19 protein-coding genes are annotated in these 23,003 nt (G+C 66.7%); 7 read left to right on the forward strand and 12 right to left on the reverse strand.

What is annotated here, in order from left to right; translation table 11 throughout:
• Positions 1-93 precede the first annotated feature (93 nt).
• From CBY09_RS16595 to CBY09_RS16620, 6 genes are all read right to left on the reverse strand, one after another.
• Positions 94-1,425, reverse strand: coding sequence for an NAD(P)/FAD-dependent oxidoreductase (locus CBY09_RS16595; protein ID WP_094290743.1), 1,332 nt, complete (start codon positions 1,423-1,425; stop codon positions 94-96).
• The gene (locus tag CBY09_RS16600) at positions 1,422-1,712 is read right to left on the reverse strand and encodes a 2Fe-2S iron-sulfur cluster-binding protein (protein ID WP_094290685.1); all 291 of its coding nucleotides are present in this window, start codon (positions 1,710-1,712) and stop codon (positions 1,422-1,424) included. The genes CBY09_RS16595 and CBY09_RS16600 overlap by 4 nt, the downstream gene beginning before the upstream one ends.
• Positions 1,709-2,824, reverse strand: coding sequence for an NAD(P)/FAD-dependent oxidoreductase (locus tag CBY09_RS16605; RefSeq protein ID WP_094290686.1), 1,116 nt, complete (start codon positions 2,822-2,824; stop codon positions 1,709-1,711). Before CBY09_RS16605 ends, CBY09_RS16600 begins: the two co-directional genes overlap by 4 nt.
• A 28-nt stretch (positions 2,825-2,852) precedes the next feature.
• Positions 2,853-3,788, reverse strand: coding sequence for a 4-hydroxyproline epimerase (locus CBY09_RS16610; RefSeq protein ID WP_094290687.1), 936 nt, complete (start codon positions 3,786-3,788; stop codon positions 2,853-2,855).
• A 34-nt stretch (positions 3,789-3,822) separates the two neighbouring features.
• Positions 3,823-4,974, reverse strand: coding sequence for a branched-chain amino acid ABC transporter substrate-binding protein (locus CBY09_RS16615; protein WP_094290688.1), 1,152 nt, complete (start codon positions 4,972-4,974; stop codon positions 3,823-3,825).
• Between the two features lie 79 nt (positions 4,975-5,053).
• Complete coding sequence (locus CBY09_RS16620) at positions 5,054-5,971, reverse strand: dihydrodipicolinate synthase family protein (protein ID WP_094290689.1); 918 nt, start codon at positions 5,969-5,971, stop codon at positions 5,054-5,056.
• Between the two features lie 300 nt (positions 5,972-6,271).
• Here CBY09_RS16620 and alaS point away from each other — a divergent pair, with 300 nt between their 5' ends.
• Complete coding sequence (alaS, locus tag CBY09_RS16625) at positions 6,272-8,929, forward strand: alanine--tRNA ligase (protein ID WP_094290690.1); 2,658 nt, start codon at positions 6,272-6,274, stop codon at positions 8,927-8,929.
• An 83-nt stretch (positions 8,930-9,012) separates the two neighbouring features.
• Positions 9,013-11,997, forward strand: coding sequence for an HD domain-containing phosphohydrolase (locus CBY09_RS16630; RefSeq protein ID WP_240515754.1), 2,985 nt, complete (start codon positions 9,013-9,015; stop codon positions 11,995-11,997).
• 52 nt (positions 11,998-12,049) lie between these two features.
• On the opposite strand, the gene CBY09_RS16635 is transcribed toward CBY09_RS16630, so the two are convergent.
• The 5 genes from CBY09_RS16635 to CBY09_RS16655 all read right to left on the reverse strand — a co-directional run bounded on the left by CBY09_RS16635 (position 12,050) and on the right by CBY09_RS16655 (position 17,072).
• Positions 12,050-13,105, reverse strand: coding sequence for a GGDEF domain-containing protein (locus CBY09_RS16635; protein ID WP_094290691.1), 1,056 nt, complete (start codon positions 13,103-13,105; stop codon positions 12,050-12,052).
• 44 nt (positions 13,106-13,149) lie between these two features.
• Positions 13,150-13,911 carry a tRNA (guanosine(46)-N7)-methyltransferase TrmB gene (trmB, locus tag CBY09_RS16640; protein WP_094290692.1) on the reverse strand — a complete coding sequence of 254 codons (762 nt, stop codon included), beginning with the start codon at positions 13,909-13,911 and terminating at the stop codon, positions 13,150-13,152.
• Complete coding sequence (gene gluQRS / locus CBY09_RS16645) at positions 13,908-14,897, reverse strand: tRNA glutamyl-Q(34) synthetase GluQRS (RefSeq protein WP_094290693.1); 990 nt, start codon at positions 14,895-14,897, stop codon at positions 13,908-13,910. The genes trmB and gluQRS overlap by 4 nt, the downstream gene beginning before the upstream one ends.
• Positions 14,894-16,036, reverse strand: a complete 1,143-nt coding sequence (locus CBY09_RS16650) for an NAD(P)/FAD-dependent oxidoreductase (RefSeq protein WP_108723927.1) — start codon at positions 16,034-16,036, stop codon at positions 14,894-14,896. Before CBY09_RS16650 ends, gluQRS begins: the two co-directional genes overlap by 4 nt.
• 97 nt (positions 16,037-16,133) lie before the next feature.
• Positions 16,134-17,072 carry a LysR family transcriptional regulator gene (locus tag CBY09_RS16655; RefSeq protein ID WP_094290694.1) on the reverse strand — a complete coding sequence of 313 codons (939 nt, stop codon included), beginning with the start codon at positions 17,070-17,072 and terminating at the stop codon, positions 16,134-16,136.
• A 105-nt stretch (positions 17,073-17,177) separates the two neighbouring features.
• Here CBY09_RS16655 and CBY09_RS16660 point away from each other — a divergent pair, with 105 nt between their 5' ends.
• The 5 genes from CBY09_RS16660 to CBY09_RS16680 all read left to right on the forward strand — a co-directional run bounded on the left by CBY09_RS16660 (position 17,178) and on the right by CBY09_RS16680 (position 20,390).
• The gene (locus CBY09_RS16660) at positions 17,178-17,879 is read left to right on the forward strand and encodes a pirin family protein (protein ID WP_094290695.1); all 702 of its coding nucleotides are present in this window, start codon (positions 17,178-17,180) and stop codon (positions 17,877-17,879) included.
• 40 nt (positions 17,880-17,919) lie between these two features.
• On the forward strand, positions 17,920-18,333 hold the full coding sequence (locus CBY09_RS16665) for a DoxX family protein (protein ID WP_094290696.1): 414 nt from the start codon (positions 17,920-17,922) through the stop codon (positions 18,331-18,333).
• A gap of 121 nt (positions 18,334-18,454) precedes the next feature.
• A complete protein-coding gene (locus CBY09_RS16670; RefSeq protein ID WP_094290697.1) occupies positions 18,455-19,009 on the forward strand; it encodes a flavodoxin family protein in 555 nt (184 codons plus the stop codon).
• 59 nt (positions 19,010-19,068) lie between these two features.
• Positions 19,069-19,476, forward strand: coding sequence for an OsmC family protein (locus tag CBY09_RS16675; protein WP_094290698.1), 408 nt, complete (start codon positions 19,069-19,071; stop codon positions 19,474-19,476).
• The gene (locus CBY09_RS16680) at positions 19,473-20,390 is read left to right on the forward strand and encodes a pirin family protein (RefSeq protein ID WP_094290699.1); all 918 of its coding nucleotides are present in this window, start codon (positions 19,473-19,475) and stop codon (positions 20,388-20,390) included. The genes CBY09_RS16675 and CBY09_RS16680 overlap by 4 nt, the downstream gene beginning before the upstream one ends.
• A gap of 32 nt (positions 20,391-20,422) precedes the next feature.
• Here the strand turns inward: CBY09_RS16680 and CBY09_RS16685 are convergent, their stop codons facing one another.
• On the reverse strand, positions 20,423-22,837 hold the full coding sequence (locus CBY09_RS16685; protein WP_165773931.1) for a putative bifunctional diguanylate cyclase/phosphodiesterase: 2,415 nt from the start codon (positions 22,835-22,837) through the stop codon (positions 20,423-20,425).
• Between the last annotated feature and the right edge of the window lie 166 nt (positions 22,838-23,003).

The raw sequence follows: 23,003 nt of genomic DNA on the forward strand, positions 1-23,003 counted from the left end.
GCGATGTGCAGTTTTTAATATCCGGTTGATATATTTATAAGCAAGATAGGTGCCTGCGTGCTGTGCCTGGTGATCCCGTGCGTGGTGCGCCCGTCAGGCAGGCGGCGCGCCAGCGGCTTCGAGCGTGGGCTTGTCGCTGGCCGCCAGCGTGGCGATGCGCGCAGGCGCCAGCAGATGCCGGGGCGCGGCAGGTGTCCACCCAAACAGGTGCTGTGTGGCCGCCCCGCAGATGCGTCCCTGGCAGGCGCCCATGCCGCAGCGGGTGTGCAGCTTGGCGTCGATCCAGCCCTGGCGCGGGGCCAGGTCGGCATAGGCGACGTCTTCACAGCGGCATACCAGGGTGTCGGAGCGGGGTAGGGCCTTGAGCTGTTCGTTCAGCACAAACGAGGTCTGCAGCGCCTGGGCAAAATCTTCCCAGCGCGCGAGTTGCGTGCGCATTGCATATGCCTGTTGCACGTGGCCTGCCGCGACATGGCCCGCGATCGCGCCTTGCACCAGGGCCCGCTCACTGCCGCCAAAGCCCGTGCTTTCCCCAGCAGCCAACACACCTGCCACCGAGGTGCACATCTGCGCGTCCACCACCAGGCCCAGGCCATCACTCAGTGGTCCGCCCAGCGCACAACCAAGTAGCTGGCCCAGCTGGGTGTTGGGCACCAGACCAAAGCCGCAGGCGATGCGGTCGCAGGCGATGGTTTCTTCTGCGTGCGTGCCCTTGCGCAGCCGCACGGACTGCACCTGGGTGGTGCCTTGTGCTTCCAGCACATGGGTGTTGGCGCGCAACCTGGTATTCAGCAGCGTAAGGGCCTGCAACGCCTTGGCAGGCCAGCGCGGCAGCTGCGCCGCAAAGCCTGCCAGCGCAGACAAGGAGGCCTGCTCGGCAATGCGCACCACGGTAGCACCTGCCCGCGTGGCCGTAGCGGCCACCGCCAGCAGCAGCGGGCCGGTGCCAGCAATCACGATGCGCTGGCCGCGCACATCCAGCCCCGCCTTGATGAGGGCCTGAAGTGCACCCGCGCCCGTCACGCCGGGCAAGGTCCAGCCGGGGAAAGGCAGCAGCAGCTCGCGTGCGCCGGTGCACAGGATGATGCGGTGGCTGTGCTGGGTCCATCCCCGGTCGGCGTCTTCCAGCAGCAGGGCGGGGGCCTTGTCGGTGGGCTGGCGTGCGCCCAGGCCCACCACCCGGGTGCCGGTCAGCACGCGGATGTTGGCGTGCTTGGCCAGGGCCGCGCGGTGCTGCTGCGCCAGCGGCGGCAGGGCCACCTGTGGGCCATCGCGCCAGATCTGGCCGCCGGGCTGGGGGTTGTCGTCCACGATGGTGATGACTGCACCGCTGGGTGCGGCGGCCAGGGCTGCGGCCATGCCCGCCGGGCCTGCGCCGATGATGAGGATGTCGCAGCGTTCGTGCATGGGGGGGGGGCGATTCATGGGCATGGCGTAGCGCTCCCGGGGGCCATATCTGCATCAGTGTCGATGGCCATGCCGTCGGCGCACACCGTCTGGCAGGCCAGGCGGATGCGGCCGTGGATGCGTACGCGGCATTCGTGGCACACGCCCATGCCACACAGCGGTGCGCGCGCATGGCCGGTGACGGAGGTGCGGGTGGTGCCCGGCGGTTGTTGCGCCAGCGCGGCGGCCACGCTGGTGCCCGCTGGCACTTGCCGGGGGACTCCGTTCACGGCGATCTGCACGGTGGTGGTTGCCGGACGCGTCATGCAGCACCCCGCAAATCAAAACGCTGCGCCGCGTAGGGCCTGGGGTCGATGGGCGGCGTGCTTCCGGTGATCTGTGCCGCCAGCAGTTGTGCGGTGGCGGGTGCCGTGGTCACGCCCAACCCTTCATGTCCTACCGCCAGCCACAGGTGGGGGCGCTCGGGGTGCGGGCCGATGATGGGCAGACTGTCGGGCGTGGCGGCGCGAAACCCTGTCCAGGTGCGGATCGCGTTCAGGTCCGCCAGGCCGGGCAGGTACATCAGTGCGCGTTGGAGCATGCGCGCCAGCAAGGCGTGGTTGACGGCCGCGTCGGTGGTGTCGAACTCGCGCGACGAACCAATCAGCAACTGGCCGGTAGGCCGGGGCTGCACGTTGAAGGCCACCGAGGTGCCATCGCTGTGGTGCGCGCTGGTGATGTAGCCCAGCTCCACCAATTGGTGGTGCACGGTGCCCGGGTAACGATCGGTGATGACGAGGTGGCCCTTTTTGGGGCGCAGCGGCAGGCCGGGGCACAGCTGCGGGGCCTGGATGCCGCTGGCCAGCACGATGGACCCCGCGCTGCGTTGGCTGCCATCGCGCAGGGTGACGGTGCGGCCGTCGATCTGCGTGGCTTCGGCCTGTTCAAGAACAATTTTCCCATGCGCTGCGGCCTGGTCCAGCAGCCATTGCGCGGCGCGCGGGGCGTAGACCACGCTGTCGCCCTGCACCTTGAGCGCTCCCGCCAGACTAGGGCGCAGCGCGGGCTCGGCACGGGCGAGGGCGGCAGCATCCAGCATCTCGCAGGCCACGCCTTGTGCTTGCAAGGTGGCGCGCTTGGCGTGTGCGGCCTGCAGCTCTGCCTCGTTGGCAGCCAGCCAGAGCGTGCCGCAGGCGGTGAAGGCGCAGCCTGCATCCATCTGCGGCGCCCAGGCGTGCCAATGGTCGAGCGACGATTTGCTCAGTGCCAGCTCAGCCGGGTTGTCATCCATCACCACCAGATGGCCCATGCCTGCCGCCGTGGCACCGCCCAGCCGCGCATCGATGATTCGCACCGACAGCCCGGCCTGCACGAGCGCATGGGCACAGGCCGCGCCGACGATGCCAGCGCCAATCACAAGGATATCGGTGATTTGCATGGGGCCTGTGCGGATGGAAAGAGGCGCTTTACAGCCGGATGCCCCAGCCGAAGGGGTCTGCGTCGTCGATCAGCAAGGTTGCTTCTGCGCTCATGTAGGCGCGGCCACGCAGCGTGGGGACCAGCTTGCCATCGTCCTGCAGCGTGTAGCTGGCCTCGAACTGACTGCCGATGATGCTGGCCTGGCGCCAGATGGCACCGGGTGCCAGCTTGCCATCGGCGGCCAGGCAGGCGATCTTGGCGCTGGTACCGGTGCCGCAGGGGGAGCGGTCGTAGGCCTTGCCGGGGCACAGCACGTAGTTGCGGCTGTCGGCATTGTCGTCGTCCGCAAAGAGTTCGATGTGGTCGATCTCGCCACCGTTGTCGCCGCGAATGCCCTGGTCCTTCAGGGCCTGCTGCACGGCGCAGCTGTAGTGCATCAGGGCCTCCAGGTTGTCGCTGGCCACGCGCTGGCCGTGGTCCGAGATCAAAAAGAACCAGTTACCGCCCCAGGCCACATCACCCACTACGCGCCCGTAGCCGGGCACATCCACCGCCAGCTGGTGGTGCAGGCGATAGGCGGGCACATTGCGCACGCTGACTGATCCATCGGTGTGCAGTGTCGTGGTGACCGTGCCCACGGGCGTTTCGATGCGGTGTTCGCCAGGCTGGATGCGGCCCATGTAGGCCAGCGATGCGACCAGGCCAATCGTGCCGTGGCCACACATGCCCAGGTAACCGCTGTTGTTGAAGAAGATCACGGCTGCCGCGTTGGCAGGGTCTTGCGGTGCGCAGAGCAGCGCGCCCACCACCACGTCGCTACCGCGCGGCTCCAGCACGGTAGCGGCGCGCCAGGCATCGTGCTCGCGCGCCAGGCGCTCGCGCCGCTCGGCCATGGTGCCAGTGCCCAGGTCCGGAAAACCGCCAATGACAAGCCGGGTCGGCTCGCCACCGGTGTGGGAATCAAGGATCTGGATGCGTTTCATGGAGTTGTTTCAGGGGTAAGGGCTGAGAACGGGGTCAGTAACTTGCCAGGGGCACGGGCGCAGCGTTGCGGAAGGTCAGCACCGTGATGGGCGCCTGCTTGAGGTTGCCCTTGTCATCGTAGGCGTAGGTGCCCGCCACGCCCTGGTGGCTGGATTGGAGCATCTGTGCACCCACCTTGGCGGGCTGGGTGGAGTTGGCCTTTTGCATCGCGTCGGCCATGAACATCACCTGATCGTAGTAGGAGGCGGCATACGCGTCGGCATCCAGCTTGAAGCGCGCCTTGTACTTGGCTTTGAAGGCCGGGCCGTTGGCCACCTTGTCGAGCATGGTGCCGCCCTGGGCGCAGAACACAGTGTCGTTCACGGCCTCGCCGCCGAGCTTCCCTACCTCGGGGCTGCACAGGGTGTCGCCGCCCAGCAGCTTGGCGGTAAGGCCGAGTTGCTTCATCTGCCGTGCCATGGGCGCGGCCTGGGGCGCGTAGCCGCCAAAGAAAATGGCCTGCGGCTGCTTGGCCTTGAGGCTGGTGAGGATGGAGAGGAAGTCCGTGGACTTGTCGGTGGTGAACTCCTGGCCCACCACCGTGAGGCCCTGCTTCTTGGCCTCCTTGGTGAACTGGTCGGCCACGCCCTGGCCGAAGGCGGTGCGGTCGTCGATCACGGCCACCTGTTTGACCTTGAGCACCTGCGCTGCATACACGGCCATGTTGGAGCCAATCTGCGTGTCGCTGGCGATGATGCGGAACAGGTTCTTGTAGCCGCCTTCCGTTACCTTGGGGTTGGTGCCCACGGTGGACACCATGGCGCCGCCGTCGTTGTAGACCCGGGACGCGGGGATGGCCACGCCCGAGCAGTACGGACCCATGACGAACTTCACGCCGCTGTCCACCAGTTTCTGGGCCACGCTCACGCCAGTGCGCGCATCGCACTGGTCGTCTTCTGACACGAGTTCGAATTTCAGCGTCTTGCCCTCGACCACGATCTTTTTCGCGTTGAGTTCCTCAACGGCCAGGCGCACGCCGTTCTCGTTGTCCTTGCCCGCAAAGGCGTTGGGGCCCGAGAGCGGGCCGCTGTGGCCGATCTTGATGACCTGCTCTTGCGCGCTGGCCTGGTGGGCGTGGCCCGCCAGAAGCAGGGCCGCAATGGCAGCGGGCGTGAGCGTCCGAAATCCGAAAGATGCACGTGTCATGGAAAACCTCTTGTGTGTGCGTGATGGAAAGGGCCGGTGTCTCGTCCGGCCGGCCCGGTGACGGAAATGGCGGGGCGTGTCAGGCCACGGACTGGTACTGGGTCGGGCGGGTTTCGAGCGCCTGGCGGACCACACGCTCGACAAATGCGCGCTCTTCGCCCACCAGCGGCAGACGGGGGCGGCGCATGTGCTCGGTGCCTACGCCCACGAGCACGTCGATGAGTTTCAGGTTCTGAACCAGCTTGTTCGACACATCCAGGTGCAGCATGGGCGTCATCCACTGGTACAGCGGCAGCGCTTCGGCAAATTTTCCGGCCTTCATCAGGTCATACAACGCAACCGTTTCGCGCGGGAAGGCGCAGCCCACGCCCGCAAGCAGGCCGTCGCAGCCCAGCGCCAGACCTTCGTAGGCCAGGTCGTCCACGCCCAGGAAGAGCTGGTAGCGGTTGCCCACGGTGTTGCGCAGGTCGGTGATGCGGCGGATGTCGCCTGTGCTTTCCTTGATGGCGGCGATCCATTCGCAATCGGCCAGCTCCAGCATGTGCTCGGGCTTCAGGTCCACGCGGTAGGCGACAGGGTTGTTGTAGACCATCAGCGGGCGCTGGGCGGCTGCGGCCATGGCGCGCACATTGGCCATGGCTTCGCGCGCATCAGCTACGTAAATCACCGAGGGCATGACCATGTAGCCCGCCACGCCGAGCTTGTTGGCACCGTCGATGTAGCGCAGGGCTTCGCGGGTGCTGGTTTCGGACACATTGGCCAGCACGGGCACGCGGCCGTCGGCGGCTTCCAGCGCGATCTGGGCGACCTTCAGCTTTTCTTCCAGCGTCAGCGTGCTGGCTTCGCCCAGCGAGCCGCAGGTGACCAGGCCGTGGATGCCGTTGCGGATCTGGAAGTCGATGTGGCGGGCCGTGCCTTCGGCATCGATCGACTCGTCAGCGTGGAACTTGGTGGTGATGGCGGGGAAGATGCCTTGCCAGCGGGGTTGGGGATTCATGGGAACGTGCTCCGGGGTGGGTGATGAACTTCAGTATGTTGTAAATATATTAAAGAAATATTTGAAATGCAATGGGCGTTTTCATCTTTTTGCAAAGTGCGTGCGGGCCATGTCTGACGGCAGGCATCCGCGAGTGGGGCGGATGGGGTGGGGGCGGGCACAGGCCGTAAGCCAGGCGGTGTCGTTCCCCAGCCACGGGCTACGAGGCGCCAAACCTATAATGAAAGGTTGGTCCCGCTGGGCCGTCAGCAGGCATCGGCCTGCACGGCGCCCCACTGTGTGAAACCACTCCACCACACCATGAGCAGCACACCCACTTTTTCTGTCGCCGACATCCGCAAGTCCTTCCTGGACTTCTTCGTCTCCAAGGGCCACACCGTTGTGGCATCGAGCCCCCTGGTGCCGGGCAACGACCCCACGCTGATGTTCACCAATTCGGGCATGGTGCAGTTCAAGGACGTGTTCCTGGGCACCGACAAGCGCCCTTACAACCGGGCCGTGTCCGTGCAGGCCTGCCTGCGCGCCGGTGGCAAGCACAACGACCTGGAGAACGTGGGCTACACCGCGCGCCACCACACCTTCTTCGAGATGCTGGGCAACTGGTCGTTTGGCGACTACTTCAAGCGCGAATCGCTGAAGTGGGCGTGGGAACTGCTCACCACCGTCTACAAGCTGCCGCCCGAGCGCCTGCTGGCCACGGTGTATCAAGAAGATGACGAGGCCTATGACATCTGGACCAAAGAGATCGGCCTGCCCCCCGAGCGCGTGATCCGTATCGGCGACAACAAGGGCGGCCGCTACAAGTCCGACAACTTCTGGATGATGGCCGACACTGGCCCTTGCGGCCCTTGCAGCGAAATCTTCTACGACCACGGCCCTGAGATCCCTGGTGGCCCTCCGGGCAGCCCCGATGAAGACGGCGACCGTTTCATCGAGATCTGGAACAACGTGTTCATGCAGTTCAACATGGACGAAACGGGCGCCGTGACCCCGCTGCCCGCACCCTGCGTGGACACTGGCATGGGCCTGGAGCGCCTTGCCGCCATCCTGCAGCACGTGCACAGCAACTACGAGATCGACCTGTTCGACCAGCTCATCAAGGCTGCAGCTAGAGAAATGGGCGACGCTGGTACCGCAGCCCTTATGCAACCAGCTAGTGCGGCAAATAAGAGCTTGCGCGTGATTGCCGACCACATCCGCGCCACCGCCTTCCTGGTGAGCGACGGCGTGATCCCCAGCAACGAAGGCCGGGGCTATGTGCAGCGCCGCATCGTGCGCCGCGCCATCCGCCACGGCTACAAGCTGGGCAAGAAGACCCCGTTCTTCCACAAGCTGGTGGCCGACCTGGTGCGTGTGATGGGTGACGCCTATCCCTCCATCCGCGAGCAGGAGCAGCGCATCACCGATGTGCTCAAGACCGAGGAAGAGCGCTTCTTTGAAACGCTGGCCAACGGTATGGAAATTCTGGATGCCGCGCTGGAAGGCGGCGCCAAGGTGCTGCCCGGCGATGTGGCCTTCAAGCTGCACGACACCTACGGCTTCCCGCTCGACCTGACCAACGACGTGTGCCGTGAGCGCGACGTGGAAGTGGACGAGGCTGGTTTCAAGACCGCCATGGAGAAGCAAAAGGCCCAGGCCCGCGCCGCTGGCAAGTTCAAGATGGACAAGGCGCTGGAGTACACCGGCGTGGCCAACCAGTTCACCGGCTACGAGAACCTGTCTGAGACTGCAAAAATCGTAGCAATCTATGTAGATGGGACGAGCGTAGCGGCACTGAAAGCCGGTCAAAACGGAGTGCTGGTGCTCGACACCACCCCGTTCTACGCCGAAAGCGGCGGTCAGGTGGGTGACGAAGGCACCATCACCAGTGGTTCGGCCCGCTTTGCGGTGGGCGACACGCTCAAGATCAAGGCCGATGTGTACGGCCACCACGGCACGCTGGAAGAGGGCACGCTGAACGTGGGCGACACGGTGCAGGCCCAGGTGAACACGGCCGTGCGCGCCGCCACCATGCGCAACCACTCGGTCACGCACATCATGCACAAGGCGCTGCGCGAAGTGCTGGGCAGCCACGTGCAGCAAAAGGGCAGCCTGGTCAATGCTGACCGCACGCGTTTCGACTTCACGCACAACGGTGCAGTCACGGCCGCAGAGATCCGCGAGATCGAGCGCCGGGTCAACGAAGAAATTCTGGCCAATCAGCCCACGCAGGCCCGTGTGATGGACATCGAGTCCGCCCAGAAGACCGGCGCCATGATGCTGTTTGGCGAGAAGTACGGCGAAACCGTGCGCGTGCTCGACATCGGTACCAGCCGCGAACTGTGTGGCGGCACCCACGTGCAGCGCACGGGCGACATCGGTCTGTTCAAGGTGGTGGGTGAGGGCGGCGTGGCTGCGGGCATCCGCCGCATCGAGGCCGTTACGGGCGCCAACGCGCTGGCCTATCTGCAGAACCTGGAAGACACCGTGAACCAGGCCGCCAGCACCCTCAAGGCGCCCGTGGCCGAACTCAACGGTCGCATCAGCCAGGCGCTGGACAACGCCCGCGCTCTGGAAAAGGAAGTGGCGGCCTTGAAGGGCAAGCTGGCATCCAGCCAGGGCGACGAGCTGGTGAACCAGGCCGTGGAGGTGAAGGGCCTCAAGGTTCTGGCCGCCGCGCTGCCCGGCGCAGACGCCAAGACCCTGCGCGACACCATGGACCAGCTCAAGGACAAGCTCAAGACCGCTGCCATCGTGCTGGCTGCCGTGGATGGCGACAAGGTGCAGATCGCTGCCGGCGTCACGGCCGACAGCCTGGGCAAGCTCAAGGCCGGAGAATTGGTCAACTTTGTGGCCCAGCAAGTGGGTGGCAAAGGCGGCGGCAAGCCCGACATGGCGATGGCGGGCGGCACCGATGCCTCCAAGCTGCCTGCGGCGCTGGCCTCTGTGACCGGCTGGGTCACGCAGCAGCTGGGTTGATCCCCGGCGCCACGCTGGCTGCCTGGGTGGTGTTGCGAAAAAGGGGATGACGCGCGACGGGCTTTCCCCCTACATTCAGCCGCATGGACGACACCATGCGCGAAAGCCCGCCAGCGCCCAAGCCCACCGTGCCTGACGATTCGCCGACCCTGCTCACTCAGGGCGCGGCGGCCGACCTGCCTTGGTGGCGGCGCATCACGGTGCCGTTCGAGGTGTTGATCGCCTCCGTGGTGGTCTCGGCCATGCTGCTGCTTACGGCGCTGCTGGTCTACCAGGTGAGCACCAGCGCGCGCCAGGCCATCATTGCAGCGTCCGACGACAGTGCGCAGCACATCAGCCAACTGGTGGCCGAGCGGGTGCAGCGCATCGTGGACCCGGCCGATGCGGCCATCCGCCTGCTGGCGTTCGACCCCATTGCCTCGGCCACCTCGCTGCCCGCACGCATGCGCCGCCTGCCGGTGCTGGCGCGCCTGCTGGAGCAGAACCCGCTGCTCTCGGCCGTATTCATCGGCTATCCCGATGGCCAGTTTTTGCTGGTGCGCCCCGTGCGCGACGAAGCCATGCGCCTGCGGCTGGATGCGCCCCGCGAGACGGCCTTCCTGGTGCAGTCCATGGCGCGCGAGCGGGGTGTGAGCGGCATGGTGGGGCGCTGGAGCTACTACGACGCTGCGCTGCGCCAGATCGACTCCTCCGTGCGGCCCGAGTACCGCTATGACCCGCGCACCCGGCCCTGGTATGCCGAGGCGGCTGAAAAGAACACCCAGATCCTCACCGCCCCGTATGTGTTCTTCACCACGCAGGAAGTGGGCGTCACGCTGAGCCAGCCCAGCGAAGACGGGCGGGCGGTGATTGGTCTGGATGTAGCGCTGACCGATCTGGGGCGCGAGATTGCCGGGCTGCGCCTGATGCCCCGCACCGAAATTGCAGTGGTGGACAAGGACTTGCGCGTGCTGGCCTACCCGGACATGTCCCGCGTGATCATGCGCGATGGTGCAACGTCCAGCCTCCGCTTGCGCACGCTGGGCGACCTGGGGGTGAGCAGCCTGCAGGCCATGCAAGGGCCCGGGCTGCAAAGCGGAAAGTCGCAGCGCCTGGTGGCCGATGGCGAGGAGTGGCTGACCCGTGCCCTGCCGCTCGAATCCATGCGCTGGCGGGGGCTGCAGATCCTGATGGCCATTCCCACCCAGGCGCTGCTGGCCGATGTGAACGAGAACCTGCGGCGCCAGGTGTGGCTGTCGGTGTCGCTCATCGGGCTCATGCTGCCCGTGGGCTGGCTGGCCGGGCGGCGCGTGGGGCGCAGCCTGTTTGGCCTGGCGTCACAGGCGCGGGCGCTGGCGCGGTTCGACTTCCGGCGGGCGGCCCGCCCGCTGTCGCCCGTGCGCGAAGTGCGCGACCTGGGGCAGGTGATGGACCGCATGTCGGACACCATCCAGGAGTTTCTGCACATCACCCACCACATCAGCGCCGAATCGCGCACCGACCTGATGTTGTCGAGCGTGCTGTACGAGCTGGTGCGTGCCACCAGCTGTACGGGCGGCGCGGTCTACATGGTGGAACCCCAGCGTGCGGGCCTGCTGCGCACAGCCCGCTACTGCGAAGACCCTGAGCAGCAGTCACGCTTTCCTGAGCACCTGGCGATGGTGCACTTCATCAACCATACCCAGGCACAGGAAGGTGACCAGCACGAAGACGATGACGACGCCGAACCCGTGCGTGTGCTGCGCGTGCAGCTGCGCACGCGGGATGGGCAGCCCCTGGGGCTGCTGGTGCTGCGGTATGTGGCCGATGCGTTGCAGGACGATGCGCACTTCCGCGCCTTTGTCGAGAAGCTCTCGGGCACGCTGTCGGTGGCGATTGAAACGCGCAACCTGATTGAAGGTCAGAAGAAGCTGCTGGACGCCGTGATCCGCCTGCTGGCCGACGCCATCGACGCCAAGAGCCCCTACACTGGCGGGCACTGCGAGCGGGTGCCGCAGCTGGCCGAGTCGCTGATGCAGCGCATGTGTGAGGCCGACGAGGGGCCTTTTGCCCAGGTGAGCATGACCGATGCCGAGCGCTACGAGTTCCGCCTGGGCGCCTGGCTGCACGATTGCGGCAAGGTCACCAGCCCCGAGCACATCATCGACAAGGCCACCAAGCTGGAGACGCTCTACAACCGCATCCACGAGGTGCGCATGCGCTTCGAGGTGCTGTGGCGCGATGCCGAGCTGGACTACTGGAAGCAGCAGGTGGCGGGGGTGGACCCGGTGCGCCTGCAGCGCGAGCTGCTGCAGCGGCGCGAGCAATTGCAGCAGGACTTTGCCTTTGTGGCCCGCTGCAACGTGGGCGGCGAATTCATGGCCGAGGCCGACATCGCCCGTCTCAAGGCCATTGGCCGCCAGGTGTGGCAGCGGCATTTTGACGACCGCCTGGGCTTGTCGTCCGCCGAGATGCTGCGGTTGGCCAACGTGCCAGCGCGCCCGCTGCCTGCCAACGAACCCCTGCTGGCCGACCGTCCGGAGCACATCGTGCCCTGGGGTGCACGCAAGCCGCCGGTGGAGGCGGGCAACCCCGCCAACCGCTGGGGCTTTGACATGGTGCTGCCGCCGCAGGAGGCCCATCTGGGCGAGCTGCACAACCTGTCGATCCAGCGCGGCACGCTCACGTCAGAGGATCGCTTCAAGATCAACGACCACATCGTGCAGACCATCATCATGCTCAGCGGCCTGCCGTTTCCACCGCACCTGGCGCGGGTGCCGATGATTGCGGGCTCGCACCACGAAAAGCTGGATGGCACGGGCTACCCACGCCGCCTGAAGGCCGCCGAGCTGACCCTGGCCGACCGGGTGATGACCCTGGCCGACATCTTCGAGGCGCTGACGGCGGCTGACCGCCCCTACAAGCCGCCCAAGACCCTGTCCGAGTCGCTCAAGATCATGACCCACATGGTGCGCGACCGGCACATCGATGCCGAGGTGTTCCGGTTTTTCCTCACCAGCGGTGTGTGGCGCGAGTATGCCGAGCAGTTCCTCGCGCCTGCGCAGCGCGATGTGGTGGATGTGGACGCCATCCTGGCGTCGCTGGCCTGATCCATCCCGGCGGGGGCTTCGTCAGCGGTGGGCAGGCGAGGGGCCGGCCGCTTCAGAACAGTTCGACGTCGTCGTTGGCAACCTTGGCCGCAAGGTGGCCGTTGGCCACCAGGTCGTCGTAAAAGCAGACCTGGTTGCGGCCGTGCTCCTTGGCGTAGTAAAGCGCCTGGTCGGCCTGGCCGAGGATTTCGACTGGCGAGCCCTTGGTGGTGCAGACAAAACCCAGGCTCACAGTGACCCGGCCCACCTGCGGAAAGTTGTACTCCTGCACCGCCAGCCGAAAGCGGTTGAACACCTTGTGGGCCGTGCTCAGCGTGGTGGAGCGCAGCAGCACCACAAACTCCTCGCCGCCAAAGCGGAAGATGCGGTCGTGGCTGCGGAACGAACTGCGCAGGATGTTGGCGATCAGGATCAGCACCTCGTCGCCATACAGGTGGCCGAAACGGTCGTTGACCTGCTTGAAATGGTCGATGTCCACCACAGCCAGCCATTGCTGCACAGGCTCGTGTTCATTGGCTACCGGGCTTTCATCGGCCACCAGCGATTCGTTGGCGGCGCTAGTGCGGCTGGCCAGCCCGCTCATGGTGTGGCGCGAGAACTGCTCGTCAAACGTCTTGCGGTTGAACAGCCCGGTCAGCGCATCGCGCTCGCTGTAGTCAAGCAGGCTCTGGTAGTTCTGGTAAACCTGGAACACACCCATGAGCACATCCAGCTTGTGGGCCGAGAAGGGCCGCGACTGCGTGATCTCCAGGCAGGTGCTGACCTTGTCATGCATCCACACCGGCAGCCACAGCACATACCGGCCCTTGCGCGGCGAGGCCAGGGCGCTTTCGCCATGGGTGTCCACGCAGCCGCGCAATGCGGGGTAGTTGTCCAGCGGCTCGCGGCGGGGGTCTGCGGCGGCCTCCGAGTCGGTGGAAACCAGCTGGCCGTTGTCCACCCAGGTGCGCGGGCGCACGTAGGGCACGCCTGCATCGGTAAAAAGCTCCAGGGCCCGCACCTCGGTGATGCTGCTGAGCTTTTGCAGCGTGGACAGCACCGACACCTCCAGCCGCAGGTGGTCGCGGTGGCCAGTCATCTCCACCAGGTTTTGCAGGATGGGTTTCATAGGCGGTGTTTGGCGGGCCGGTCGGGGCATGGTGGCTGGTGCTGCTACTGGTTGCGTCGCACGAACACCACGTCCCACACCCCATGTCCGAGCCGCAGGCCACGGTTCTCGAACTTGGTGAGAGGGCGGTAGTCGGGCTGCGGCGCAAAGCCAGCGGCGGTGTTCTGGAGCAGGGGCTCGGCGCTCAGCACCTGCAGCATCTGCTCTGCGTAAGGTTGCCAGTCGGTGGCGCAATGCAGGTAGCCACCGGGTTTGAGGCGGGTGGCCAGCTTGGCCACCAGCGGGGGTTGGATCAGGCGGCGCTTGTTGTGCTTCTTCTTGTGCCAGGGGTCGGGGAAGAAGATGTGCACGCCGTCGAGAACGCCGTGCGGCAGCATGTGGTCGATGACCTCCACGGCGTCGTGCTGCAGGATGCGGATGTTGGTCAGGTCCTGCTCGCCAATGCGCTTGAGCAGCGCACCCACGCCGGGCTCGTGCACTTCGCAGCACAGGAAGTTGTCGGCCGGGCGTACCTTGGCAATGTGGGCCGTGGCCTCGCCCATGCCGAAGCCGATTTCAAGCACCAGCGGGGCGTTGCGGCCAAAGGTGGCCGTGGCGTCCAGCGGGGCGGGGGCATAGGGCAGAACAAAACGGGGACCAAAGTCTTCAAAGGCCTTGGCCTGGCCGGTGGTGGTGCGGCCTGCACGGCGCACAAAGCTCTTGATGGTCTTGGGGTGGGTCACGCCCGCAGGCGCTGCAGCGGGGGCGGAGGGAGCGGCAGCAGGTGCTGCGCTCGCGGGGGCGGAAGCAAGGGTCGGTTCAATCACGGTGAGCCATTGTAGTGACGTCGCCACGCCGCAACCCACCGTGTTAGTGCGTCGCCCAGGTGATTGTTGTGCGGATGTTCCAGTGCGGGCAGGCCCAGCACCAGGGCCGCTTGCGCGAGGGCCTGCAACGGGTCGGCGAGGTCCAGCGCGCGGGCGCCGTTCTGCTTGGAGAGCTTCTCGCCATTGGCGCCATGCACTAGTGGGGTGTGCAGGTAGCGGGGCGTGGGCACGCCCAGGGCCTGCTGCAGCAGGATCTGGCGCGGGGTGTTGTCTGCCAGGTCCTCGCCGCGCACCACGTCGGTGATGCCCTGGGCTGCGTCGTCCACCACCACGGCCAGCTGGTAGGCCCAGAGCCCGTCGGCCCGGTGTAGCACAAAGTCGCCCACGCTGCGGGCCACGTCCTGCTGCTGCGGGCCCAGCCGGCGGTCATGCCAGTGGAGGGCGTTGTTTGCTATTGAGTTGATAGCTGGTAGGGCATATCCATCGGGCGGAAGGGGCTGTTTTTGCTTGAAATCGGTGGCATTGAAGCGCCACGAGCGCCCGGTGCGCCCCTGCAGCCCGTGGCGGCAGGTGCCGGGGTAGGGCAGCGCGGCATGGCGTTCGCGCGCATGGCCCAGTGCGGCCTGGGCGTCTTCGATGTCCTTGCGCGAGCAGGCGCACGGGTAGGCATGGCCCTGCGCCACCAACTGGTCCAGTGCGCGCTGGTAGTGGGCAGAACGGGCCGACTGCCATTGTGGCTCCGCATCGGGCACCAGGCCGCAGGTGGCCAGCTGCTGCAGGATGAGCTGGTCGGCGCCCGGTACGCAGCGCGGGGTGTCCACGTCTTCGATGCGCACCAGCCACTGGCCACCGTGGGCCCGCGCGTCCAGCCAGCTGGCCAGGGCTGCTACCAGGGAGCCCGCGTGCAGCGGGCCCGTGGGGGAGGGGGCAAAGCGCCCGATGTACCGGGCGGCGCCACTGGGTTCAGGGGCCGCGCGCTCCGTCATGCCACCGCGAGTGCCAGCTCCAGGCCCGACACAAAGGCGTCTTCCACGCGGTGCCCCAGGCACCAGTCGCCGCAGGCGCCCAGGCCCATGGCGGTGTCCCACAGGTGGGTTTTGCCCAGGGGGTGGGTGGTTTGTGCATAGCGCCAGCGGCGCGTGTCGGCATGGGCCGGGGTGGCGCGGATGCCGGTGACTTCGGCAAAGGCCTTGAGCAGCTTGGCCTGCACGCGGGCTTCGTCGTCTTCGAGGTGCTCGGCCGACCAGGCGGGGCTGGCCTGCACCGTCCAGCGCTCGACCACGTTGCGGCCGGGCTTGGACGACTCGCGCGCCAGCCAGGCGATGCGGTGGTGGGTGCTGCGCGCCGCGTTCCACTGCGGGCCCAGCGTGGTCAGGCCCGGACGCACGGCCTGGGGGTAAGCCAGCATCAGTGTCCAGCAGGGGGCAATGGCCACCTTGGAGAGGGCGTCGGTCAGGGGCGTGTCCACAGCCGAGCTCGCCAGCAGCGCCTGCGCGGGCACGGCGGGCTGGGCCAGCAGCACGGCGTCAAAACCGGCATACACATGCTGGCTGCCACCGGGCCCTTCAGTGCGCAGTTGCCAGCCGGGGGGGTTGAGGGGGTCGGGTTCGATGCGCGTGACGCGGGTGTTGGTGAGGAGCTGCCCAGCCAGGCGCAGTGGCTCGGCCCAGGTGCCCACCAGGGCCTGCATGCCGGGGCTGGCCACCCAGTGCGCCTCGCGGTGGGGCAGGCCTGCAGCGGCCACGCGGCCTGCGGCGTCCAGCACCTGCACAGAGTTGGCGCTCCAGCGCTTGCAGATGCCGGGCACGGTGTCGATGGCGCGGGCAAAGCGCGGATCACGCACGGTGAAATACTGGGCCCCGGCATCAAAGTTGCCAAACGGGGTGTCGATGGTGGCAGTGCGGCCACCGGCCTGGGAGGATTTCTCGAACACCGTCACGCGGTGCCCGGCCTGCACCAGGGTGCGGGCACAGGCAATGCCCGCCATGCCGGCGCCGATGATGGCGAAGTGGCGCTGGGGTTTGCCAGATGGGGTGGTGGGGGCTGCGGGGGCAGCAACGGGGGCGGAGGTCGGGGCGCTGGTGCGTCGGAGCCGTTTGGCGGGGCGAGGATCGGGTGTGCTCATGGGAGGCCTTTCGGTGACGGTCGGCAGATGAAATGCAGTACAGAACCAACGGTGACCACTCTACACGCGCGGCTGGGTCATAGGCGCTTGATCGGGATCAGAAATGATGGTGGTTTTCCAGCAGAGCACGGCGTGTGGCGGGGCTTTGCAGCTGGTTCAGCCACCACTGCAGTGCCCTGCCGGGCGCGGTGAAGCCCGGGCCGCCCCAGGCGTAGTGCACCCGCACGTTGCGCTCGGGCCGGGCCACGCGGCGCGCCACCAGACGGCCGGCCTCCACATAGGGGCGCACCATGGGTTCGGGCAGAAAGCCGCCGCCCAGGCCACGCAGCTGCACCTGCACCTTGGCCTGCATGGTGTCCACCGTGAGCACATCCTGCCCGCCCAGCAGGCCCATGGTGGCACCGCCGCGCGTGGCCGAGTCGGCCACGGCCACGGCCCGGTGCTCCAGTAGGGTGGCGTCGGAGATGGGTTCGGGCGCAGTGGCCAGCGGGTGGTGCGGCGCCACCACGTAGATGAACAGCACGTCGCCCAGCAAGGCTTGCTGGAGGCCCGCCACGTTGTTGCCCGCCACCGAGACACCAATCGCCAGGTCGGCACGGCCTGAGGTGAGGGCCTCCAGCGTGCCGGTCATGATGCCGTCGCGCAGCTTCAGCCGCGTGGGTGGCTGCATGGCATAGAACGCTTCCACCAGCTCCAGCATGGTGTGGGGCGAGACGATGCCGTCGATGGACAGCGTGAGCTGCGGCTCCCAGCCCGTGGCCACGCGGCGCACGCGATGGGCCACGGCGTCGATGTCCTGCAGCAGGCGCGCGCCTTCGCGCAGCAGCTCCACCCCCGCTTCGGTGGGGCGGGCCTGGCGCGCGCTGCGGTCGAACAGCAGCACGTCCAGCGCATCTTCAATCTGCCGCACGCGGTAGGTGAGGGCGCTGGGCACCAGGCCCAGCTGCCGTGCGGCGGCGGCAAAGCTGCCCGCCTCGGCAATCACCTGCAGCATGGTCAGCGCATCGGGGGTGAGGACATCGCGGGTGTTTTGCATGGTGGTGCCATGTTAATTCAGATTATTTGAACATTGCCATCAATTCACCTGCCCCCGCAGGCAGGCTTGCAGTCCTACAGTCGAGTCTTCAAAGGAGCCATCACCATGCTGACTGTTCGTAAATCGCAAGACCGGGGCCACGCCGACCATGGCTGGCTCAATTCCTTCCATAGCTTCTCGTTTGCCGGGTACTACGACCCCGCCCACATGGGCTTTGGCAACCTGCGCGTCATCAACGAAGACCGCATTGCGCCGGGTACCGGGTTTGGCACCCATGGCCACCGCGACATGGAAATCATCAGCTACGTGCTGTCGGGCGAACTGGCCCACAAGGACAGCATGGGAAACATCAAGGGCATCCCACCCGGCGACGTGCAGCGCATGAGTGCGGGCACGGGCGTGCAGCACAGCGAGTTCAACCACGCTGTCGGCCAGACCACGCATTTCCTGCAGATATGGATCGAGCCCAATGTGCGCGGCATTCCGCCGAGCTACGAGCAAAAGACCTTTGCCGAGGCTGAAAAGCGCGGTGCATTGCGCCTGGTGGCATCGCCCGACGGCGCCCAGGGCTCGGTCAAGATCCATGCCGATGCGGCCCTGTACGCAGGCTTGCTGAATGGCACGGAATCCGCCACGCTGGCGCTCAACCCCGCCCGCAAAACCTATGTGCACCTGGTGCGCGGCGCACTGACCGCCAACGGCCAGGCCCTGTCGGGCGGCGATGCGCTGCTGATGGAAAAGGAAACCACCTTGTCGTTGACCGATGGCCACGACGCCGAGGTGCTGGTGTTTGACCTGGCCGCCTAATTCTTACTTCGTAACCACTTTCACTCAGGAGTTCTTCACCATGTTCACATCCCTGCAAAACCCCCTGGCCCTGGCATCGCGCCTGCTGCTGGCCGCCCTGTTCCTGCCTGCGGGCATCAGCAAGCTCACCGGCTTTGCCGGTACCGTGGGCTACATCACGTCCGTGGGCCTGCCCATGCCCACGGTGGCGGCCGCCATTGCGGCAGCGGTGGAGGTGCTGGGCAGCCTGGCGCTGATCTTCGGCGTGGGCACCCGGTTTGCCGCGCTGGCGTTGGCCTTCTTCACGCTGGTGGCCAGCTTCTTCTTCCACGCCTACTGGAACCTGCCCGCCGACAAGCAGATGATGCAGCAGCTCATGTTCTTCAAGAACGTGGGCGTGACCGGCGGCCTGCTGGCCCTGGCTGCGTTTGGCGCGGGCGCCTGGAGCCTGGACGCTCGCCGCGCAGGCCGCTGATCCGGCGCGTGTGAACGAATGGGCCTGCTGCCCGCAGGGCTGCAGGTTCTCGCATCCAATCCGCCCTGGTTAGTTTTTTTGTCTTTCGTCGTTCCCCCATCGTTTCAACAGGAGTTTTCTCATGGCACAGATCGCAGTTGTCTATCACTCGGGTTACGGTCATACACAACGCCTGGCGCAAGCCGTGGCCGAGGGCGCAGGCGCCCAGCTGGTTGCCATTGATGCCGAGGGCAACCTGCCCGAAGGCGGCTGGGAGACGCTGGCGGCCGCCAGCGCCATCATCTTTGGCTCGCCCACCTACATGGCCGGCCCCAGCTGGCAGTTCAAGAAGTTTGCCGATGCCTCGTCCAAGCCCTGGTTCAGCCAGGCCTGGAAGGACAAGCTGTTCGCAGGCTTCACCAACAGCGCCAGCACCAATGGCGACAAGCAGATCACGCTGGACTACATGTTCCACCTGGCCATGCAGCACGGCGGCATCTGGGTAGGCAACGGCATGATGCCTGCCAACTCCAAGGCCGCCACGCGCAACGATGTGAACTGGATCGGCTCGTTCAGCGGCGCGATGGCGCAGTCGCCGTCGGACGCCTCGGCCGCCGAGATGTTCCCTGGCGACCTGGAGACGGGCAAGCAGTTCGGCCAGCGCGTGGCCGACGTGGCCCGCCGCCTCGACCGTTAAGGTCCAGCCCACTTTTGGCGCTACAGTGGCGCGCCCCAGCACAACCAGGAGAACACCCCATGGCAGTTGAATTGCGGCGCGTCCCCGGCGCGCCCATGGCCCAGACCGTGCGCATCCGCGCGCACGACCTCGTGGCCGATGGCAGTGTGGAGGAGGGCGGCACCGACAGCGGCCCCAGCCCGCACGATCTGTATGACGCTGCACTGGGGGCCTGCAAGGCACTCACGGTGTTGTGGTACGCACGCCGCAAGGGCCTGCCGGTGGAAGATGTGCAGACGGTGGTCGAGCGCGATGCCTCGGCCGAGCGCACGGGCGTTTACCGCCTCGCGACCCGGTTGCAGGTCAGCGGTGACCTTACCGATGCCCAGATCGCCGAGCTGGAAACCGTGGCGCAGAAATGCCCCGTGCACAAGCTGATGACCACGGTGACCACCGAGATCAGCACCTCGGTGGAGCGTGCAGCATGAGCGAATCGCCCACCTTCCTGCCCCTCAAGGGCCATGCCAAGGACCTGGGCGGTGGCTTTACCGTGCGCCGCCTGCTGCCCGCCGTACAGCGCAAGGCCGTGGGGCCCTTCCTGTTCTTCGACCACTTCGGTCCGGTGACGGTTTTGCCGGGCGACAGCCACGATGTGCGGCCCCATCCGCACATTGGCCTGGCAACGGTGACCTACCTGTTCTCTGGCGCCATCATGCACCGCGACAGCCTGGGCTGCGTGCAGCAGATCGAGCCCGGCGCCATCAACTGGATGACAGCGGGTCGGGGCATCGTGCACTCCGAGCGGCGCCCAGAAAGCCTGGCAAACCAGGCCTATGTGAACCACGGTATCCAGCTGTGGACGGCGCTGCCGGTGGCGCATGAAGAGGCGGCCCCGTCTTTTGTGCACACACCTGCTGCGGACATTCCCGAGGTGCATGTGGCCGATGCGGGTGGTGCCGCAGGCGCCACGGTGCGTGTGCTCATCGGTACGGCCTTCGGCCAGACCTCGCCGGTGGCCACCTTGTCGCCCACGCTGTACCTGGATGTGCAACTGTCCGCAGGTGCCGCGCTGGAGATCCCGGCGCTGGCGCAGGAAATGGCGGTCTACACCGTGGACCAGCCAGTCCAGCTCAACGGCCAGCCGCTGGATGCGCAGCTGCTGGGCGTGGTCGAGACCGGGCAGGGCATGCATCTCGCGGCCCCGGCCGATACGGCGGCCCGGCTCATGGTGATTGGCGGCGATGCGCTGGATGGCCCGCGCCACATGTGGTGGAACTTTGTGTCCAGCCGCAAGGAGCGGATCGTGCAGGCGGCGCAAGATTGGGAGGCCCAACGGTTTGACCCGGTGCCGGGCGAGACGGAGTTCATTCCGCTGCCGCCCCAGCGTTTCAAGGCGGACTGAAACCGCCTGCGGCCAGCAGCGCCTTTCAGGCTTCAGGCCTTGACCGTGCCACAACCCTGCTTGAGCAGGGGGATCAGCTCCGCCTCGGGCACGGGCCGGCTGAAGTGGTAGCCCTGCCCCTGGTCGCAGCCCAGGCCCTGGAGGATCTGCACATGGCGCGCTTCCTCCACCCCTTCGGCCACGATGGCAAACCCCAGGCTCTGGCCCATGCGCACCACGGCCGTGACGATGGTCACGTCCTGCGCGCTGCGGTGCAGGTCGCGGATGAAGGCCTGGTCGATCTTGAGCGTGTCCACCGGCAGGTTCTTCAGGTACGACAGGGATGAGTACCCGGTGCCGAAATCGTCGATGGCAATGCCGTAGCCCAGCTCCTTGATGGCAATGAACTTGCCGGTCACGTCCTCCAGCCCGCTGATCAGCGCGCTTTCGGTCACTTCAAGCTGGATCAGGCGGGGGATGTCGCGGTCTTCGGCTGCGATGGCGCGCAGGGCCTGCAGCAGGCGCGGGCTGCGGAACTGGGCTGCCGCCACGTTCACCGCTACGGGCACTTCCGTGCCCAGCATGTCGCGCCAGCGCCGTGCGGCGGCGATAGCTTCGCGCAGCACCCAGTCGCCGATGTCGATGATGAGGCCGCTTTCTTCTGCAATGGGGATGAAGCTGGCCGGCGGGATGCGGCCGAGCTGCTGGCTTTCCCAGCGCAGCAAGGCTTCCACACCCGCCACCCGGCCGGTCGCCAAATCCACCTTGGGCTGGTAGGCCAGCCAGAACTCGCCCTGGGCCAGCGCGGTGCGCAGTCCGTTCTCCATGCTAAGCCGCCGCGACGACTCCTGCAGCTGCCGGTCGTCAAAGACACAGTAGGTGTTGCGTCCGAGCTTCTTGGCGGCATACATGCCCATGTCCGCGCGGCTCACGAGTTCGGCCGGGGTGCCGCCGTGGTCCGGGAAGAAGCTGATGCCCACGGAGGGCGTGACATGCAGCTGGTAGCCCTCCAGGGTGAACGGGCGGCGGATCTGGTTCATCAGCTCCTGCGCCAGCGCAATGGCCTGCTCGTCGCTGTCCAGCTGTGGCAGCACCACCAGAAACTCGTCGCCACCATGGCGCGTGACCCAGGCCGGGGGCATCACGCTGGCCTGCAGGCGCAGCGCCAGCTGGCGCAGCAGCAGGTCGCCCACCTGGTGGCCCAGGGTGTCGTTGATGTCCTTGAAGTTGTCCAGGTCGATGAACAGCAGGGCCAGGCGGCCCTGCGCCGCCCGCGCGCGGGCCAGGTCCTGCGGCAGGTCGCGCGCCAGCTTGGAGCGGTTGCCCAGGCCGGTGAGCGGGTCGTGGAAGGCCTGGAAGACGATCTGCCGCTCTTTGTCGATTTCTTCGGAGATGTCGCGCAGCACCAGCAGCACCACCACGTCTCCAGGGTTGTGCAGGGGCACGGCGTTGAGTTCGGCCACAAAGGCCCGTGCGTGTGCCGGGGCAATGCGCAGCTCGCCACGCACGCGCTGCGGCTTGCCGGACTGGCGGGCCTGTTCCAGCCATTCGCCGCGCGGCTCGCCCGTGGCTTCGTCCAGCAGCCGAAACAGGTTGTGCCAGGGCTGCCCTTGCAGGGCGGGTTCGACCATGCCCAGCAGGCGCGCCGCCGCCCCGTTGGCATAGGCCACTTCGCCCGCACTGTTGAGGGCCAGCACACCGTCGCTGAGCGCGCCCAGCGTGGCCTCGATCTCCTGCACGCGCGCTCGCAGCGCGCGTTCGGCCTGCAGGCGCAGCCCGGCTTCGGTGGCACGTTCGGTGTGGAAGCGGTTGAGGGCATCCACCAGCGCGTCCAGCTCGTCGGGGTGTGCGCCGCTGGTTCGGCGCTGCAGGCGGATGCGGTCCTGGTGGTCCAGCGGGTTCAGTCCGGTGACAGCCCGCGCCAGGGCCGACAGGTGGCGCATGATGAGCCAGCGCACGATGACCACCAGCATCGCGGCAATGCTCGCGATCTGGAGCAATTGGGCGATGGCGATGCGCCAGGCGGTTTCGGCCTGCTGGGCGCGCAGCGCAGCGTAGGACTCGTACACGCGGATCTCGCCCAGCGGGGGCTGGCCAGCGCCGGGGTGGGTCGGGTCCGCAATGGGGGCGGTCCAGGTGGTGTCGATGGGTGGTACCTCGCCAGCTCGCGAGACCGTCATCAGCGTGCGCTCGCCGTCCAGGATGTCGGCGCGCACGATGGCGCCTTCGCCCACCATGCCGCTGAGCAGGGCGCGCAGGCTGGCGTTGTTGAAGTTCCAGAGGCTTTCGCTGAGCGCGGGCAGGTTTTGCTGCACGCTGCGCTGGGCCTGCTCATGGGCCCGTTGCAGCAGCAGGGCCCTTTCTTGCCAGACAGTGACCCCGGTGATGGCGGCAAACGCCACCAGGCTGGCCACAACCACCCAGGCCAGGGTTTTGGCGGTCAGCGAAGAAGGCTTGAAAAAACGCATGGGGCCGTGGGCTGGGGTACCTGCGCCATGACTGCACGGCCGGGTTGTCAGAGGGGCAAGCAATGATCTTGCCAGCGGGGTTGGGCCATTATGTCGGCGCCTCGACATTGACACAACGCACACAGCTGGTTACGTTGTTTTCCTCTATGGTCAAAAAAGGAGCACG

Origin of the sequence: Acidovorax kalamii (assembly GCF_002245625.1) — a bacterium.
Classification (GTDB): Bacteria; Pseudomonadota; Gammaproteobacteria; order Burkholderiales; family Burkholderiaceae_C; genus Acidovorax; species Acidovorax kalamii.

Coding starts and splice junctions, on each gene's coding strand:
- CBY09_RS16595 (WP_094290743.1), bottom strand. CDS start 1,425: ATGAATCGCCCCCCCCCCATGCACGAACGCTGCGACATCCTCATCATC.
- CBY09_RS16600 (WP_094290685.1), bottom strand. CDS start 1,712: ATGACGCGTCCGGCAACCACCACCGTGCAGATCGCCGTGAACGGAGTC.
- CBY09_RS16605 (WP_094290686.1), bottom strand. CDS start 2,824: ATGCAAATCACCGATATCCTTGTGATTGGCGCTGGCATCGTCGGCGCG.
- CBY09_RS16610 (WP_094290687.1), bottom strand. CDS start 3,788: ATGAAACGCATCCAGATCCTTGATTCCCACACCGGTGGCGAGCCGACC.
- CBY09_RS16615 (WP_094290688.1), bottom strand. CDS start 4,974: ATGACACGTGCATCTTTCGGATTTCGGACGCTCACGCCCGCTGCCATT.
- CBY09_RS16620 (WP_094290689.1), bottom strand. CDS start 5,971: ATGAATCCCCAACCCCGCTGGCAAGGCATCTTCCCCGCCATCACCACC.
- alaS (WP_094290690.1), top strand. CDS start 6,272: ATGAGCAGCACACCCACTTTTTCTGTCGCCGACATCCGCAAGTCCTTC.
- CBY09_RS16630 (WP_240515754.1), top strand. CDS start 9,013: ATGGACGACACCATGCGCGAAAGCCCGCCAGCGCCCAAGCCCACCGTG.
- CBY09_RS16635 (WP_094290691.1), bottom strand. CDS start 13,105: ATGAAACCCATCCTGCAAAACCTGGTGGAGATGACTGGCCACCGCGAC.
- gluQRS (WP_094290693.1), bottom strand. CDS start 14,897: ATGACGGAGCGCGCGGCCCCTGAACCCAGTGGCGCCGCCCGGTACATC.
- CBY09_RS16650 (WP_108723927.1), bottom strand. CDS start 16,036: ATGAGCACACCCGATCCTCGCCCCGCCAAACGGCTCCGACGCACCAGC.
- CBY09_RS16655 (WP_094290694.1), bottom strand. CDS start 17,072: ATGCAAAACACCCGCGATGTCCTCACCCCCGATGCGCTGACCATGCTG.
- CBY09_RS16660 (WP_094290695.1), top strand. CDS start 17,178: ATGCTGACTGTTCGTAAATCGCAAGACCGGGGCCACGCCGACCATGGC.
- CBY09_RS16665 (WP_094290696.1), top strand. CDS start 17,920: ATGTTCACATCCCTGCAAAACCCCCTGGCCCTGGCATCGCGCCTGCTG.
- CBY09_RS16670 (WP_094290697.1), top strand. CDS start 18,455: ATGGCACAGATCGCAGTTGTCTATCACTCGGGTTACGGTCATACACAA.
- CBY09_RS16675 (WP_094290698.1), top strand. CDS start 19,069: ATGGCAGTTGAATTGCGGCGCGTCCCCGGCGCGCCCATGGCCCAGACC.
- CBY09_RS16680 (WP_094290699.1), top strand. CDS start 19,473: ATGAGCGAATCGCCCACCTTCCTGCCCCTCAAGGGCCATGCCAAGGAC.
- CBY09_RS16685 (WP_165773931.1), bottom strand. CDS start 22,837: ATGCGTTTTTTCAAGCCTTCTTCGCTGACCGCCAAAACCCTGGCCTGG.